General features: G+C 61.2%; 13 protein-coding genes, 1 tRNA gene and 1 pseudogene. 6 read left to right on the top strand and 9 right to left on the bottom strand.

The window, feature by feature from the left end; all coding sequences use genetic code 11:
- Positions 1-132 precede the first annotated feature (132 nt).
- The gene (gene aguA, locus ACF8EF_RS04825; RefSeq protein ID WP_019438876.1) at positions 133-1,239 is read left to right on the top strand and encodes an agmatine deiminase; all 1,107 of its coding nucleotides are present in this window, start codon (positions 133-135) and stop codon (positions 1,237-1,239) included.
- Positions 1,240-1,432: 193 nt separating this feature from the next.
- The gene (locus tag ACF8EF_RS04820; protein WP_080671093.1) at positions 1,433-1,630 is read left to right on the top strand and encodes a hypothetical protein; all 198 of its coding nucleotides are present in this window, start codon (positions 1,433-1,435) and stop codon (positions 1,628-1,630) included.
- Between the two features lie 66 nt (positions 1,631-1,696).
- Here the strand turns inward: ACF8EF_RS04820 and ACF8EF_RS04815 are convergent, their stop codons facing one another.
- A complete protein-coding gene (locus ACF8EF_RS04815; RefSeq protein ID WP_392460610.1) occupies positions 1,697-3,766 on the bottom strand; it encodes a TonB-dependent receptor in 2,070 nt (689 codons plus the stop codon).
- Positions 3,767-4,240: 474 nt separating this feature from the next.
- On the opposite strand from ACF8EF_RS04815, the gene ACF8EF_RS04810 reads away from it, so the two are divergent.
- Positions 4,241-5,560: an OprD family porin gene (locus ACF8EF_RS04810; protein WP_392460609.1), complete on the top strand. Its 1,320-nt coding sequence runs from the start codon at positions 4,241-4,243 to the stop codon at positions 5,558-5,560.
- 151 nt (positions 5,561-5,711) lie between these two features.
- Here the strand turns inward: ACF8EF_RS04810 and ACF8EF_RS04805 are convergent, their stop codons facing one another.
- The 3 genes from ACF8EF_RS04805 to ACF8EF_RS04795 form a co-directional block, all read right to left on the bottom strand.
- Positions 5,712-7,382 carry an FMN-binding glutamate synthase family protein gene (locus tag ACF8EF_RS04805; protein WP_392460608.1) on the bottom strand — a complete coding sequence of 557 codons (1,671 nt, stop codon included), beginning with the start codon at positions 7,380-7,382 and terminating at the stop codon, positions 5,712-5,714.
- Between the two features lie 168 nt (positions 7,383-7,550).
- Positions 7,551-8,918, bottom strand: a complete 1,368-nt coding sequence (locus ACF8EF_RS04800; protein WP_392460607.1) for an ATP-binding protein — start codon at positions 8,916-8,918, stop codon at positions 7,551-7,553.
- A 1-nt stretch (position 8,919) separates the two neighbouring features.
- Positions 8,920-9,639, bottom strand: a complete 720-nt coding sequence (locus ACF8EF_RS04795; RefSeq protein ID WP_176683632.1) for a response regulator — start codon at positions 9,637-9,639, stop codon at positions 8,920-8,922.
- 140 nt (positions 9,640-9,779) lie between these two features.
- Between ACF8EF_RS04795 and ACF8EF_RS04790 the strand changes: the two genes are divergently transcribed.
- The gene (locus ACF8EF_RS04790) at positions 9,780-12,077 is read left to right on the top strand and encodes a TonB-dependent siderophore receptor (protein ID WP_392460606.1); all 2,298 of its coding nucleotides are present in this window, start codon (positions 9,780-9,782) and stop codon (positions 12,075-12,077) included.
- 165 nt (positions 12,078-12,242) lie between these two features.
- Here ACF8EF_RS04790 and ACF8EF_RS04785 read toward each other — a convergent pair whose 3' ends face one another.
- Entirely contained in the window at positions 12,243-12,449 is a 207-nt protein-coding gene (locus tag ACF8EF_RS04785) for a DUF3079 domain-containing protein (RefSeq protein WP_252461650.1), read from the bottom strand.
- Between the two features lie 58 nt (positions 12,450-12,507).
- Between ACF8EF_RS04785 and ACF8EF_RS04780 the strand changes: the two genes are divergently transcribed.
- A complete protein-coding gene (locus ACF8EF_RS04780) occupies positions 12,508-12,984 on the top strand; it encodes a type II toxin-antitoxin system HigB family toxin (RefSeq protein ID WP_392460605.1) in 477 nt (158 codons plus the stop codon).
- 41 nt (positions 12,985-13,025) lie between these two features.
- A complete protein-coding gene (locus tag ACF8EF_RS04775; RefSeq protein ID WP_176683629.1) occupies positions 13,026-13,499 on the top strand; it encodes a type II toxin-antitoxin system HigA family antitoxin in 474 nt (157 codons plus the stop codon).
- A gap of 4 nt (positions 13,500-13,503) precedes the next feature.
- On the opposite strand, the pseudogene ACF8EF_RS04770 reads toward ACF8EF_RS04775, so the two are convergent.
- The 4 genes and pseudogenes from ACF8EF_RS04770 to ACF8EF_RS04755 form a co-directional block, all read right to left on the bottom strand.
- A pseudogene (locus ACF8EF_RS04770) lies at positions 13,504-13,755 on the bottom strand (hypothetical protein); the annotation flags it as partial.
- 53 nt (positions 13,756-13,808) lie between these two features.
- Positions 13,809-14,132: a helix-turn-helix domain-containing protein gene (locus ACF8EF_RS04765; protein ID WP_176683628.1), complete on the bottom strand. Its 324-nt coding sequence runs from the start codon at positions 14,130-14,132 to the stop codon at positions 13,809-13,811.
- Positions 14,133-14,419: 287 nt separating this feature from the next.
- Positions 14,420-14,495, bottom strand: a tRNA-Thr gene (locus ACF8EF_RS04760).
- A 98-nt stretch (positions 14,496-14,593) separates the two neighbouring features.
- Complete coding sequence (locus tag ACF8EF_RS04755; RefSeq protein WP_010951646.1) at positions 14,594-14,842, bottom strand: hypothetical protein; 249 nt, start codon at positions 14,840-14,842, stop codon at positions 14,594-14,596.
- Positions 14,843-15,112 lie beyond the last annotated feature (270 nt).

The raw sequence follows: 15,112 nt of genomic DNA, 5'->3' as shown, positions 1-15,112 counted from the left end.
ATTGTTATCGATTTAAATTCGCTGAATTGCGCGGAATTCTTCGATTTTCAGGCTTCAAATATCGATATATATCGGTTATAAATTGAAAAACGCCCCAGCTCACCCGGCTCAGGGCCATCACAGAGGTCACCCATGAAAACCCTCAACTCCACGCCCCGTGCCGATGGTTTCCACATGCCCGCCGAGTGGGCTCCACAAACTCAGGTATGGATGGTCTGGCCGGAGCGCCCGGACAACTGGCGCCTGGGCGGCAAGCCGGCGCAGGCTGCCCACGTAACCCTGGCCAAGGCCATTGCCCGTTTCGAACCTGTGACCGTCGCGGCCTCCGCTGGCCAGTACGAGAACGCTCGGCGCCAACTCGACCAGCCGAACATTCGCGTGGTTGAAATCAGCAATGACGATGCCTGGGTGCGTGACACCGGCCCTACCTTCGTCATCAACGACCATGGCGAAGTGCGCGGTGTAGATTGGGGCTTCAACGCCTGGGGCGGCTTCGATGGCGGCCTGTACGCACCCTGGAACCGCGACGAGGAACTGGCCGCCAAGGTGCTGGAAATGGAGCGCTGCCAGCGCTACCAGACCGAAGGTTTTGTGCTGGAAGGTGGTTCGATCCACGTAGACGGCGAAGGCACCGTGATCACCACTGAGGAATGCCTGCTCAACCGCAACCGCAACCCTCACCTGAGCCGCGAGCAGATCGAAGCGGTGCTGCGCGACCACTTGGCAGTCGACACCGTGGTGTGGCTGCCCGACGGCTTGTACAACGACGAAACCGACGGCCACGTCGACAACTTCTGCTGTTACGTGCGCCCGGGCGAAGTGTTACTGGCCTGGACCGATGATTCCAACGACCCCAATTACGCGCGCTGCCACGCAGCCATGGACGTGTTGAAGAACACCCGCGACGCCAAGGGCCGCGAGTTCATCGTGCACAAGATGCCGATCCCGGGCCCGCTGTTCGCCACTGCCGAAGAGTGCGCCGGTGTCGACCAGGTCGCCGGCAGCCAGGAGCGTGACCCGTCGGTGCGCCTGGCGGGTTCGTATGTGAACTTCCTGATCGTCAACGGTGGCATCATTGCCCCAAGCTTCGACGACCCGGCAGATGCTGAAGCCAGAGCGATCCTGGCAAGGATCTTCCCCGACCATGAGGTGGTGATGATCCCGGGCCGCGAGCTGCTCTTGGGTGGCGGCAACATTCACTGCCTGACCCAACAGCAGCCAGCGCCGGTCAAGCGCTGAGCGCATAATGGATAAAGAGGCCCGTCACATGACGGGCCTCTTTTTTGCGCGAGCGACGCCCGGAGGCCGAGCTGGCATACGTTTTGTATTGTTTTTCAAACAGATAGCGAGATGGCATGGCCAGGCCGCGCCTCTGATCTGTAACAATACCAACGTAAATTAGCCGCTCACGGGCCAGGGAGTACGTGTGGACATGAACGCAGCAAGTGAGTCGGCTTTGCGCCCATCGGCAGTTGATCGCCAATCGCTCAGGCTTGTGGCGAAGTGGTTGAAACACCATGGAAGCATCAGGGTCAGGACGACCGACCCACGACGTCTGCTTGCCGGGCGATACCCCCAAGGGTTGATCAGTGAAGCAGAGATGCAGGCGCTGATGGCGGTGTGGCACTGATCGATTGCACCTGTACCTGCCTCTCCGCGGGCTTGCCCGCTAAGAGGCAGGTACAGTCAACAAAGATCAGAAGCTGTAGCTACCCGTCACTACAAGGCTACGCGGATCACCCACCTGGATCTGCGCCGCACTGGTCGCCGAGCTGTAATAGGTCTTGTCGGCAATGTTGCTCAACGCCGCCCGCACATCCCAGTCATGCGTACGGTAGCCCGCCAGTGCATCCCAACGGCCATACCCTGGCAATACCGTGGTGTTCTGGTTGTCCGCATAACGTTCGCCCACCAGTGTCAGCCCGGTCTCGGCGTACCACCCCAATTCTGGCTTCCAGGTCACGAACAGGCTGCCATTGCGCTTGGCCACGTCATTGATGCGGTTGCCTTCCTGGCCGTTATTGTCCTTGACGATGATCGCATCCTGCAGGCCAATGCCGCCGCGTACATACCAGTTGCCGACGATGTTGCCGGTGGCCGTCAGCTCGATGCCGCGTGAACGCTGCATGCCGCTGAGCAAGATGATGTTCGGGTCGTTTGGGTCGCGGGTGCGGCGGTTGTAAAGTTCCAGCTCGTAGATAGCCAGGGTGGTGGTCAGGCGCTGGTCCAACCAGTCGCTCTTTACGCCTATTTCTTTCTGCCGGGTCTCTTCCGGGTCGGTTTTATTGGTGTTGCCCTGTGCCCCTGGGGTGATGCCGATCAAGCCGCCACCCACCGGTGAGAAAGTTTTGCTCCACGAGGCGTAGAACGAATGGTCGCGCCATGGCGTGTAGACCACGCCCAGGCGTGGGCTGGTGCTGTTGCTGTCCTGCGGTTCGCGCAAGCCATCCTTGTTGGTGGTTTCCACTTCGAACTGGTCAAAGCGCACGCCGGCGAGAACCTGCCACTGATCGTTCAGGCGAATCTGGTCCTGCAGATAAACCCCGCGGCTGTCGACCACGGTGTGGTTGTTGCTCGATACCGCCAGCGCACCATTGTGCGGCTGGCTGGGTTTGCCCAGGCCTGGCAGGTCCTGTCTGCCAGCGCTGTACAGCAACGGGTCGCGCCGCTGGTTGCCGAACTCCAGGCCCAGCAGCAGCTTGTGTTCAAGGCCCAAGGTGTCGAAGTCGCCCTCGGCCTCCAGGTTGTTGAACAGGTTGCGGGTGTTCAGGTCCTGCTGCCAGCGTTGGCGGGTCAAGGTATTGGTGCCGGCGTCGTAGCCCGTGACATAGGTGTTGTCGAACTCGCTGTCGAGTTTGAACAGGCCCAGGGTGTGGCGCAGTTGCCAGGTTTCGTTCAGCTGGTAGTTCAGCCGCGAACGCAGCGACTGGGCGCGATCATCGATGTAGTCGCGCTGGTCGCCGTAGGTGGTGCCGCGGCTGACGTCGGCGGGGCGACCATTGACCCCAGGAATGCCACGGTCGGGCGTGCGGTTGTAGCGGCTGTATTCATACTGCACCAGCCAGTTCAGGTCGGGGGTGATCTGCCAGCTGATCGACGGGGCGAACAGTTGGCGGCTGCCGTCGATACCATCGCGGAAGCTGTTGTTGTCCTGGTTGCCCATGTTCAGGCGCAGGCTGACCGTGTCGCTGGGGTCGGCGCTGAGGTCGGCATACAGGCTGCGCAGGTCTTCGCTGCCGGCCTGTGCTTCGATGGTCGAGCGGCGACCCGGCTCCGCTGCCTTGCTGACCCTGTTGACGATGCCGCCCTGGCTACCACGGCCATACAGCACCGCTGCCGGCCCCTTCAACACCTCGACCCGCTCGATGTTGTGCAAGTCGCGGATGTACTGGCTGTCGTCGCGGATACCGTCCAGGTAGAAGTCGTTGCTGGCCTCGAAGCCGCGGATGCGTACGCTGTCAAAACGGGTGTCGGCGCTGCTGCTGACGTTTGGGATGCCCTCCAGTGCCTTGCCCAGTGTGTTGCTGCCGTAGTCCAGCACATTGGCGGTTTTCACCGTATCGATGGCCTGCGGCACATAACGCACAGGCGTCGAAGTGCGGGTTGCGGTGCTCACCTCCTTGACCCGCGGGTTGTCCTTCTCGCGCTCGCTGTCGGCGGTAACCGACGACTCCGGCAGCGTGGTGGTGGCGGCACTGGCCAGGCTGGCGCTGAAAAGCAGCGACAGGCCGAGCGTCAGGGGTGAAAGGCGGCAGGGTACAAGCATGGGCACATTCAGACCGGGCAGTTGAAAATAAGGTGCGAATGGTAATGCTTGCTATTTGCTCTTGCTTGGGTATTTGTAAAGGGTTGTCTTTACATATGTATCTGTTTGTAACAGTCTCTGCGGCCACGCTTTGCCTGCGCACAGGAAATTGTCCGTTTGATCAAAAGGCAATTTCCTACACAAGATAAATTGCCCGCTGATAGCGCAAACCTGCATGAAAATGCACCGGATACGCCGAATTTCTTGGTTATATCAACCTGCATTTCACGACTTTTTGACATTTGTAATCTCGCGCGGCTAGGATTCGGCCAACGCCTGCTGGCCATGGTATTGGCCAGGCTGCTGCCAAGGGCCGCCGTGAACTTACCGGTTGGCCCGCCCGGCTGGATCCGCATAGCGTCGAACCTACGAAGGGGCGTTGGTTCCCGGCGTCATATTGCAGCGCGTTTTTGATTAAGAAATAAGGAAAACAACATGTTGAAAACCAGGACCAGCCTGGTCGCCCTGGCGATGATCGCCGCGACCCAGGCTCAGGCCAATGACCAGGCTGACAGCAAGGGTTTCATCGAGGACAGCCACGCCAACGTCCTTCTGCGCAACGCCTACATCAACCGTGACAAGAAGCATGGCACCGACGACCAGATCGAATGGGGCCAGGCGTTCATCGCCAACTTCTCCTCCGGCTTCACCCAGGGCACCGTTGGCGTCGGTGTCGACGCATTCGGCCTGTACGCCGTGCGCCTGGATGGTGGCAAAGGCCACAACGGTGGTGGCGGCGTCGACTTCTTCAAACCGCACGAAACCACCAATGCCGAAGGCAACGCCAGCTCGCCGCACAACCTGGCCCGTGGTGGTGCTGCAGTGAAATTCCGCATTTCCAACACCGTGCTGAAGTACGGTGACCAGATGCCAGCACTGCCAGTGCTGCAGTACGACGATGCACGTCTGTTGCCAGAAAGCTTCACCGGCACCCTGATCACCTCCAAAGAGATCCAGGGCCTGGAACTGAACGCTGGCCGCTTCACCCAGGAAGCGCGCAAGAGCGCCGAGCGCCGTGATGGTGGCGGTCTGAAGTCGATCAACGTCTTCGGTGCCAGCTACAAGTTCACCGACAACTTCACCGCTTCGCTGTACACCGCCGACAACGAAGACGTGATGAAGAAGCACTACCTGGGCTTGAACTACGTCTTCCCGATCGCCAGCGACCAGTCCCTGACCCTGGACTTCAACGGCTACAAGTCGGATATCAACAACAAGTACGTAAAAGCCGCAGGCTTGAACGGCGACTCCAACACCATCTGGAGCCTTGCAGCCACCTATGCGTACGGTGCGCACTCGTTCACCCTCGCTCACCAGCGCAGCACCGGCAGCACTGGCTACAACTACGGCTTCTACCAGAACGCCGGTGGCGTGGGTGACGGTGGTTCCACCATCTACCTGGCCAACTCGTACTGGTCCGACTTCAACGCCGAAGACGAGCGCTCCTGGCAGCTGGGCTACGGCCTGGACTTCGGTGCCTACGGCATTCCGGGCCTGACCTACAAGCTGGCCTACGTGGTGGGTGACAACATCAACACCCGCAACGTCGCCAACCCGCAAGGCTTTGGCGAAGGTAAAGAGCGCGAGATCTTCAACCAGATCCGTTACGTGGTGCAGGACGGCCCGGCCAAGGACCTGTCGATCAAACTGCGTAGCTCGTTCTTGCGTACCAACAACGCCGTGCAGCAGAACGGTTACAACGACGACGGCAACGAAGTCCGCGTATTCGTCGAGTACCCGATCAGCATCTTCTGATCTGCAGTTCTTTGCATGAAAGCTGGGGCCGCGCTGCGGCCCTTCGCGGGCTTGCCCGCTCCCACAGGTAAAGCGCCGCCTTCGATGGCGCTGCAAATTGTGGGAGCGGGCACGCCCGCGAAGGGCTGCAGGGCAGCCCCAGTCATGTTTGTCATGCAGGTTCAGTCTCTTCGTGGCGCAGTCTTGATGCCACAGTTCGTGTTGCAGTGTCTCCCGTCTCCGGCGCAAAACTGTCGCTACGCGCCATCCGCCACATCCGCGCATAAAACTCGCTTTCGATCGAGCCACTGAGTAATTCGCCCGGCTTGAGGAATGTGTGCAAGTCCGAAAACAACCCGATTTCGCTGGGGCTGATGCGCCGCGCCAGGTGCTTGGGCTTGAGCTCCGAAGGGTGCTCCAGGCCTGCGGCAGCCAGCATCTCGGCCAGTGCGTGCAGTGTGTTGCGGTGGAAGCTGGCCACCCGTTCGGCCTTGTCTGGTACCACCAGGGCGCGCTGGCGCAGAGGGTCTTGGGTGGCCACGCCAGTCGGGCACTTGTTGGTGTGGCAGCTCTGCGACTGAATGCAGCCAATGGCAAACATGAAACCGCGTGCCGAGTTGACCCAGTCAGCGCCGATGGCCAATACGCTGGCAATGTCGAAGGCGCTGACGATCTTGCCCGCCGCACCAATGCGGATGCTGGAGCGCAGGTTCAGGCCGACCAACGTGTTGTGCACGAACATCAGGCCTTCGCGCATCGGCACGCCCATGTTGTCGCTGAACTCGCGAGGTGCCGCGCCGGTGCCGCCTTCTTTGCCGTCGACAACGATGAAGTCAGGGGTGATGCCGGTGGCGAGCATGGCCTTGGCAATGCCCATGAACTCCCATGGGTGGCCCAGGCAGAACTTGAAGCCCACGGGCTTGCCGCCCGAAAGCTCGCGCAGGCTGGCTACGAACTGCAGCAACTCCACTGGTGTGCGGAAGGCGCTGTGCGCCGCCGGCGAGATGCAATCCTCGCCTGCACGTACGCCACGGGTCTCGGCAATTTCGGGGCTGACCTTGTGCCCCGGTAAAATGCCGCCGTGGCCAGGCTTGGCGCCCTGGCTGAGCTTGATCTCGATCATCTTCACCTGTGCCGAGCGGGCCTGTTCGGCGAAGCGCTGTGGATCGAAACGACCGTCCTCGGTGCGGCAGCCGAAATAGCCGCTGCCGATTTCCCAGATCAGGTCGCCGCCGTGCTCACGGTGGTACGGGCTGATGCTGCCTTCGCCAGTGTCATGGGCAAACCGGCCCATGCGCGCGCCGCGGTTGAGTGCGGCGATGGCGTTGGCGCTGAGGGCGCCGAAACTCATCGCCGAGATGTTGAAGATCGAGGCCGAGTAGGGCATTCGGCATTGCGGCCCGCCGATGGCAATGCGGAAGGAGGCAGGGTCTGGCGTGGCCACCGGCAGCATGGAATGGCTGATGAACTCGAAACCAGGTTGGTAGGCGTCGTTGAGCGTGCCGAATGCTTTCTCGGCGCTTTCGTTCTTGGCGCGGGCGTAGACCAGCGAGCGTTGCGAGCGGGAGAACGGCAGCTTGTCGTCGTCACCTTCGATCAGGTACTGGCGGATTTCCGGGCGGATGGTTTCGATCAGGTAACGGATATTGCCCAGGATCGGGTAATTGCGTCGCACCGCATGGTGGCTTTGGCGCAGGTCATTCAGACCGACCAGGCTGAGCAGCGCGGTGATCAGCGTTACCGGCCACAGCCAGGCATGTTGGGCCAGCAGGGGCAGGCTGGCGAAAGTGAAGACAAGGCAGAGTACGAGGCAGGCGTAGCGGCTGGGAAGAGAGTGTTTCATGGGTCCATCGCAGGCAGGATGACCGGGCATAGGATAGGCAAACGCAGGGGACGGAAAACCTGGGTAACCGGTAAAAGACTGTTACCTGATTGCGAATTCCCAGGCCTGCGCAGCCCTATGTTGTGGGCGGCCTTGTGTCGCGATGGGCTGCTCCCACAGAAGATCGCGTTAGCCAGGCAGCAGTATGCTGACCCGCAATCCACCGCTCTCACGGTTCGACAGCATCAGCTCACCCCCATGGCTGGTGGCGATCCGCTGGGCAATGCTCAGCCCCAGCCCATATCCGCCGGATGCCTGGTTACGCGACCCCTCACCGCGCACGAACGGGTCGGTAATGGTCGTCAGCAGCGCTGGCGCAATCCCCGGCCCGCGGTCGTCGATGTGGATGAACACCCCTGTGGTGGTCCGCTCCAGCGTGACAGAAACATCCTTGGCATAACGCAACGCATTGACCAGCAAGTTCTGCAGGCAGCGCTGCAGCAGCAGGGCATCCCCCCGCAGGCTGTTCACCCGGCCGTGCACGGGCAGTGGTTCCTGGTCAGTCGCCAGGTCCGCACACTGGCGCGTCACCAGCCGGTCCAGGTCCACCTGCTGCAAATTCTGCTGCTCTCCGGCACGCAGGTAATCCAGAACCTGACCGATCATATCGTCCATCTGCGTGATGTTCTGCCGCAGGCGCTGGCGGTGTTCGTCATCGGGTAAGCGCTCCAGGCGCAGGCGCATGCGAGTCAGTGGGGTGCGCAGGTCGTGAGACACGGCGGCCAGGAAGTAGGCCTTGTCGTTGACCATGGCAATCAGCCGCTGCTGCATCGCATTGAACGCCTGCGCCGCCTGGCGCACCTCCTCCGGGCCATCCAGTGCCAGGGGAGGCTGTTCGAGGTTACTGCCCAGGCCGCGTGCGGCATCGGCCAGGCGCCGCAACGGGCGCAGGCACAGGCGCACGGCAATCAGGCACACCAGCAACACGGCGACAATACGCAGCGCATACACCCGCAGCAGGTAATCGCTGATCAGCACCCACGCCGACTCGCCGCTCCAGCCCTGCAGTTCCTGGCCCGCAATGGTCAGCCAGTAGCCATTGGCCAACGGCACCGCGAACTGGATATGCGCCTGGGCCGTGCGCAGGCCGAACAGGCTGCGCCAGACGATCGGTTGGCCCAGTTCGTCGGTGAGTTGCACGTTCATCAGGCGCACGTCCTGGGCATGCCCCAGTTCGTACTTCAGGGCCTGCTGCAGCAACAGCTCGACCCGCCTGCGCCCAGGGCGCTCGTCATGCTCTTGCGCAGGCAGGCTTTCGACGCAGCGAAGCTGGTAGTGGGCTGGCGCCTGCAATGTACCGCCGTGGCAGTCGATCTGGGCAATCAGGGGGGCGCTGCGTGCAGCAACCAGTCGCACGGGCACCTCTAGCGCCTGGGCGAAACGCACATCGAACCAGATGCTGCTCGACATCAACTGGATCACCAGCGTGCCACTGACCATGATCAGCAGCAGTTGACCAAACAAGGTGCGTGGCCACAGCCGGTGAAACCAGCGCATGTCAGGCCCCGGCCGCGAGGGTGGCGATACTCAGCAGGTAGCCCTCGTTGCGGATGGTCAGGATTTGCGCGGCCCCCGCCGGCGCCCGGCGCAGTTGCTGGCGCAGGCGGCTGACGCACATGTCCACCGAGCGGTCGTCGGGCAGGTGGTCGCGGCCGAACGCGCTGCGGGTCAGTTGATCACGCGAGACCACACGGTTGTTGGCTTCCAGCAGTTCGCGCAGCACGCGGTAGTCGGAGCGCGGCAGGGTCAGGGTCTCGCCATCCGGGCGGGTGAGCAGACGCTTGACGTGTTCCAGGCGAAAGCCAGCGAACAGCTGGGCGTCCACCACGGGCTCTTCGGCACAGGTGCCCAGGCGTTGCGGACGACGTAGTACGGCTTTGATCCGGGCAATCAGTTCGCGTGGTTCGAAGGGCTTGGCCAGATAGTCGTCGGCGCCCACTTCCAGGCCGATGATGCGGTCCAGCGTGCTGCCCTTGGCTGACAGCATGATCACCGCCAATCCGGGGGTGGCCTGCAACTGCCTGCACAGGCTAAGGCCGTCCTCACCGGGCAGCATCAGGTCGAGCACCACCAGTTCCACTTTGTGCCGGGCCAGCTGGTCGCGCATCTGTTCACCGTCGGCTGCGGCCAGCACGTTGTAGCCGGCATCGGTCAGGTAATCACAAAGAAGTTCGCGGATCTCGTCGTCATCATCGACAACCAGCAGGGTCGTGCTCATGCAGAAAAACACCTGTTAGGTGAGGGCCGGTGGCGCTCGTTACGTTCAATTACATCCCCGTACATGTCGGGTCTGGAGCCCGGAGGGCTGATCCCTAGAATCCTAACAAAAAATCATCTGCAAATACGAAGCCTTCCCAAATGAATCCCAAGAGCATCCCGATAGCGTTCACTCCCTTCAGTCAAAGTGGCAGTCGCCTCAAGCCGCTGGCCTTCTGCATTGCCGTCGCCATCAGCGGTGGGGCAATGGCTGCCGACGGCAAACCCCTTGTACTGGACGCCACGCAGATCGAAGACAGCGCATTACTGCCTGCCGACGACGCTGGCCAGTTGGGCTACACGGTCGAGAGCACCCGTAGCTCCACAGGCCTGGCACTGACACCACGGCAGACGCCGCAATCGGTTACCACCATCACCCGCCAGCAGATGGATGACCGCGACATCCACACCATCGAGCAGGCACTGGGAACCACCCCAGGCGTAACAGCCAACAAGTCCGAGGTGGGTGGGCGTACCGACTACCGCGCGCGTGGTTACTCGATCAGCAACTGGAAGGTCGATGGCCTGCAGACCCAGGGCGGTTCCGATTTCAGTGGCAGCGGCAATGCGCTGAACATGGACCTGTACGAACGCATCGACATCGTGCGCGGCGCCAACGGCCTGCTGGGCGGCACCGGCGACCCCTCGGCAACCGTCAACCTGATCCGCAAGGCACCCACCAAAACCTTCGGCGGCAGTGCCTATGCCACTTACGGCAGCTGGGACAAGCGTCGTCTGGGGGCTGACTTGAACCTGCCTCTGTCCGAAGATGGCCGCCTGCGTTCGCGCTTCGTGATGACCCAACAGGATGCCAACTCCTTCCGTGACAACCAGTCCGAGCGCTCCCGCGCCGCGTTGGCCAACTTCGAATTCGACCTGGACGACACCACCACCCTGGGCGCCGGTTACCAGTATGAGTACAACAAGGTTGTGGGCGGCGGCTGGGGGGCGAACATCCCGATCTGGTACCGCGATGGCAGCAAGACCGACTTGCCGCGCAGCACCAACGTGGTGCCCAGCTGGAGCTTTGGCGAATACACCACCCGCACTGCGTTCGGTTCGCTAGAGCACCGCTTCGACAACGACTGGACCCTGGGCCTGAAAGCCGCCCAGGCCACCACCGAAGCCCTGAACCACCGGGGCCTTGCCAAGGTGAACTCGGCCGGGCGCGGCAGCTATGGTGGCTATTGGGACCAGGACGGCAGCGGCGCCGTACTGAACGGTTTGCACAGCTCCAGCGACACCACCCAGCAGTCGGCGCAGATCGACCTGTCTGGCCCATTCCAGTTGTTCGGCCGCACCCACCAGGCCATGGTCGGCTACAACGACAGCCGCACCGTCGGCTGGTCACCCCAGTACACCTGCACCATGGTCGGCGACGGCATGGCCAGCGCGCCTGCACTGGGCTGCCAGTTCCGCGCCAACAACGGCTTCCCGGTGACCGACTGGCACAATGGCGTGGATGACGACTACGACCTCATCGCCTCGCGCACCGGCCTTCACAGCAAGACCACCACCCGCCTGCAGGGCATGTACGCCGCCACCCGCCTGAGCATTACCGACCCGTTGTCGGTGATCGTTGGCGTGCGCACCAGCAACTATTCTTCGGTCACCCGCAGCGTGGCCGGCGAGCGCAGCAGCCAGGAAGAAAACGGCATCGTCACCCCCTACCTGGGCGCGGTGTATGACCTCAACGACAACTACTCGGTATACGCCAGCTACACCGATATCTTCACGCCGCAAACGTCTGAAACCAGCAGCGGCAGCAAGGTCGAGCCGATTCGTGGGCAAAGCTACGAAACAGGTATCAAGGGTGAGTGGTTCGATGGTCGCCTGAACGCCTCGGCGGCCTACTTCCGCACCAAGCAGGAAAACAAGGCCGTGCTGGACGGCGACCTGACCACCCCGACCGGCGGCAGCGCCTACAAGGCCGGCTCCGGGCAGGAAACCGACGGTATCGACCTGGAAGTCGCAGGCGCCCTGACCCCCAACTGGAACGTCTACGCCGGTTACACCTACCTGCACTTCCGCCGCGTCGACAGCGACGGCCGCAGCGACCCGTCGCACCTGTTCAAGGCCTCCACCACCTACCGCCTGAGCGGCCCGCTCGACCGCCTGACCCTGGGCGCCGGCGTGACTGCGCAGAGCAACATCCGCGCCATCTCCAGCCCGGCTGGCCAGCCCACCAACGGCGTGAGCAATGGTGCCACTGACGTGAACTGGTCCGGTTATGCCATCTGGAATGCCATGGCCAAGTACCAGCTCACCGACAACACCAGTGTCAGCCTCAACGCCAACAACCTGTTCGACAAGCACTACTACAGCCAGTACGGGTTCTATGCCGGGGCGATTTATGGTGACCCGCGTAACCTGTCGTTGACGGTAAGCACCGCGTTCTGATCAAGCCCTTCCACAGGGTCTGGCGCTGTACCTGTAGGAGCGGGTTCACCCGCGAACACCGGCGCAGCCGGTGCCTGCAACCGCATCGCCAGCTTCGCGGGCACGCCCGCACACGGAACCAGCGCTGGGTTCAAGGCCTGCGCTGGGCCGCCAAGCGGCCCTTTCTCACCTGGGCTCTGCCGCTTGCCCTGGCTCAACCGGCTTCTCCAACTGGCCCTCGAAGCTATTCCAATCCTCACCAAACAGCTCCACCGGATGCATGGTCCGGTCTGCGCCATTGCCACAGGCTAGCGCCTTGGCAGGGCAGTACAGGTCGCAACCCCAGCAGATACGCTCGGGGTGGCGAGGGTTTGTGGGGAATCTCTTGGCCATGCTCAACCTCCCTCAGGGCTACCTGATCTGAACGTAAACCCCTCGCCCTGCGCGTCGTTTGACGGGCATCAATCCATTGACGATCGCCAGGTCACCGTACATCGCGCATCCAGATATCTGGTTGATAGATATCTGGATCAGAGATATTTTCCACCCTATGTCGGTGCGCCGGGACAACACAATGCGGGTCATAACGAAAGCGGCGGTTACCAAGGCGATTGAAGCCCCCGACCAGTGGAAAGCGCCCCTAAGCCTGTGGCTGACGACCTTCGACAGGGCGACGCTGCGGTTTGAATCTTTTGAACAGTTGAGGCAGACGTGGGCCACGGTGTCTGGCTGGAATGTTGATCGCATCCCCCACTCAAAACTCAGGCCCGCCAGCCGCAAAGGGCCGCTTGATATCTACGTGTTCGATATCAAGAAAAACGAATGCCGCCTGATCGCGTGGCTCAATGCGCGAACGGGCACTCTCTACATCAAGGCCATTCTGTCGCAAGCCGAGTGCGACAAGTGGTGCAGAAGCGATATCAGGTAGCAACCTGGGCAGCGCGATATTTCAATTCGACAGGTGACAACATGAAGCGGGATAAAATCGAAGCCAATGGACGAGATGCCTTCATCGCTAATATTTCACCCATGCTCGATGGCCTGAACACTCAGATGGCAACCATGGCCCAGCTTCTGGCCGCCTGCCATGACCCCATCAAGGATGATGCCGAGCTTGAGGCACGCATGGCCTTGATCGACGAGCTCTACTCCCATGCGGACAGCGAAGGCCACGCTGCGGCACGCTTTGCCGAGATGGTAGCGGACCGCGTCTACGAGTATGAGAGTGAGTCTGTATTGGTGCCGTTCGCGAGCCAGGCCGAAGCGTTGGCCTTTCTGCTGTCGGACAGGGGCGTGAAGCAGAAGGACCTGTCGGCGATAGCGACCCAGAGCGCGGTATCCGAGATTCTGAACAACAAGCGGAAGATGACGGTTGCCCAGATAAAGGGCTTTGCTGAGTTTTTCAGCGTACCGGTTGAGTTCTTCATGCATGGGGTGGTTTGACAGGCTCGATAGCTGTCTCCGACCACAGCCCAGACTCGACCAGCGCACTGCACACCATGGCTCGGAACCCGTGGCCGCAGATATCCACCTTGGTGTCGTAGCCCATCGTCCTGAGTGCGGCAACCCCTGCGAACACCAAGTCAAATTGGCTAGTGATCGCGTGGATCTGCCCAAGCAAGGCCACTGCATGCGGCGGGTGTTGCATTCGTTCGTAAAAACGACCAACAGGTCCGACCGGCACGCGATGCAGGTCGCCGAACAGCGGATGAAGGAGTTGAAGCAAGAACTGAGAAAAATGGGATACAGGGTTTAGTTGCCAGGCGTTTGGGTGATCACGATCTGGGGCGGTGAACCGGCATCGTTCGAGGGCAGGGTCAGGGTTGTGCGAAAGCCGAGCTTGTCCAGCATGTCCATCATGGCGTCCAAGGTGAATTTCTCGATCTTGCCATTTGCAAGCTCGGATATGCGGGATTGGGTTACGTTCAGCTTGGCTGCGGCATCATGCTGTTTGAGGCCCATTTTTTTGATGCAGTCAGTGATGAAAATGGACAAGTCCATTTTCAAGGCCATTTTGCTGGCGGTATCTGCGTCGTGGGTGGCGTGGAAAGGGCTTTCGTGGAATTGAAGCGCCATCGGCTTGCCTCGGCAGAAATATCTAAAATTTACGATAAATCGTAGTGGGGATTGGTTGGCGAGTCAAAGCGTTTGTGTTGGAGGGTGTGTCTGTTTTTGAGCTGGGCTGTGATCAGAGAATTGCATCTGCTTGGGGGGGTGGGGCTGCTGCGCAGCCCATCGCAGGCAAGCCAGCTCCTACACCGATCGCGGTGGCTTCAGGGCATCTGTAAGGCAGGGGATTGGGGGCTGGGGGGGTTAAAACAAAAAAGGCCCACCTTTCGGTGAGCCTTTTTTGATACTGCGTATGGTGCCGGCACCAGGAATCGAACCCGGGACCTACTGATTACAAGTCAGTTGCTCTACCATCTGAGCTATACCGGCAATGGGGCGTCATTATAGCGATCGTTTGGCGCCTGTAAACCACTTCCTTGCGAATGTTCGCAAAAGACCTAAGTCACCGGCCCAAAAGAAGAATTTTCCTACCAGCCGCGGTGCATGGTGGTGACGCTAGGCTCGCTTTTACCCGGGTTGAAAAACAGCTTGTCGTTGTCGCAGCCGCGCTTGCGGCATGGGGCTTCTGTGCGCAGGGGCAGGCCTTTGTCGCCGCCCAGCTGCATGCCGGGGTGGTTCCAGCCCAGGTTGCTGTTGGGGTGGGGCGAGGTGCCGCCGGCGCAGCCGGTCAGGGCCAGGGCGAAGGTCAGCAGGGCGAGAGGGTTGGCTCGGGTCACGATGCTCAGGTCCGGTGGTCCATTGTCGGTTCTGGCGCAACGCCAGAAGGTCGCGGGGCTGGCGGGCAGCGCGCGACGTCACTTGTTAATGATTTGGGGGGCGGATGATACACCGTTGCGGCGGTGGAGCATTAGCCTTGTGTTGTCTGGTATGGCCTCTTCGCGGGTGAACCCGCTCCTACACGGGGGCGGGTAAGCCGGGTTATCTGTGTAAGGGAATTCTGAACCATGGGGTCAAAAGCTTCAGGGTTTGGATGCTTCGGAAGTATC

Origin of the sequence: Pseudomonas sp. zjy_15 (genome assembly GCF_043101865.1) — a bacterium.
Classification (GTDB): Bacteria; Pseudomonadota; Gammaproteobacteria; order Pseudomonadales; family Pseudomonadaceae; genus Aquipseudomonas; species Aquipseudomonas putida_Y.
This window is presented reverse-complemented; position numbering and strand designations above follow the sequence as displayed.

Bases quoted from the DNA above. Each gene is read 5' to 3' on its own strand.
- ACF8EF_RS04785 (WP_252461650.1), bottom strand. From the start codon at position 12,449: ATGGCCAAGAGATTCCCCACAAACCCTCGCCACCCCGAGCGTATCTGC.
- ACF8EF_RS04775 (WP_176683629.1), top strand. From the start codon at position 13,026: ATGAAGCGGGATAAAATCGAAGCCAATGGACGAGATGCCTTCATCGCT.
- ACF8EF_RS04795 (WP_176683632.1), bottom strand. From the start codon at position 9,639: ATGAGCACGACCCTGCTGGTTGTCGATGATGACGACGAGATCCGCGAA.
- ACF8EF_RS04805 (WP_392460608.1), bottom strand. From the start codon at position 7,382: ATGAAACACTCTCTTCCCAGCCGCTACGCCTGCCTCGTACTCTGCCTT.
- ACF8EF_RS04820 (WP_080671093.1), top strand. From the start codon at position 1,433: ATGAACGCAGCAAGTGAGTCGGCTTTGCGCCCATCGGCAGTTGATCGC.
- ACF8EF_RS04800 (WP_392460607.1), bottom strand. From the start codon at position 8,918: ATGCGCTGGTTTCACCGGCTGTGGCCACGCACCTTGTTTGGTCAACTG.
- ACF8EF_RS04790 (WP_392460606.1), top strand. From the start codon at position 9,780: ATGAATCCCAAGAGCATCCCGATAGCGTTCACTCCCTTCAGTCAAAGT.
- ACF8EF_RS04810 (WP_392460609.1), top strand. From the start codon at position 4,241: ATGTTGAAAACCAGGACCAGCCTGGTCGCCCTGGCGATGATCGCCGCG.
- aguA (WP_019438876.1), top strand. From the start codon at position 133: ATGAAAACCCTCAACTCCACGCCCCGTGCCGATGGTTTCCACATGCCC.
- ACF8EF_RS04815 (WP_392460610.1), bottom strand. From the start codon at position 3,766: ATGCTTGTACCCTGCCGCCTTTCACCCCTGACGCTCGGCCTGTCGCTG.
- ACF8EF_RS04765 (WP_176683628.1), bottom strand. From the start codon at position 14,132: ATGGCGCTTCAATTCCACGAAAGCCCTTTCCACGCCACCCACGACGCA.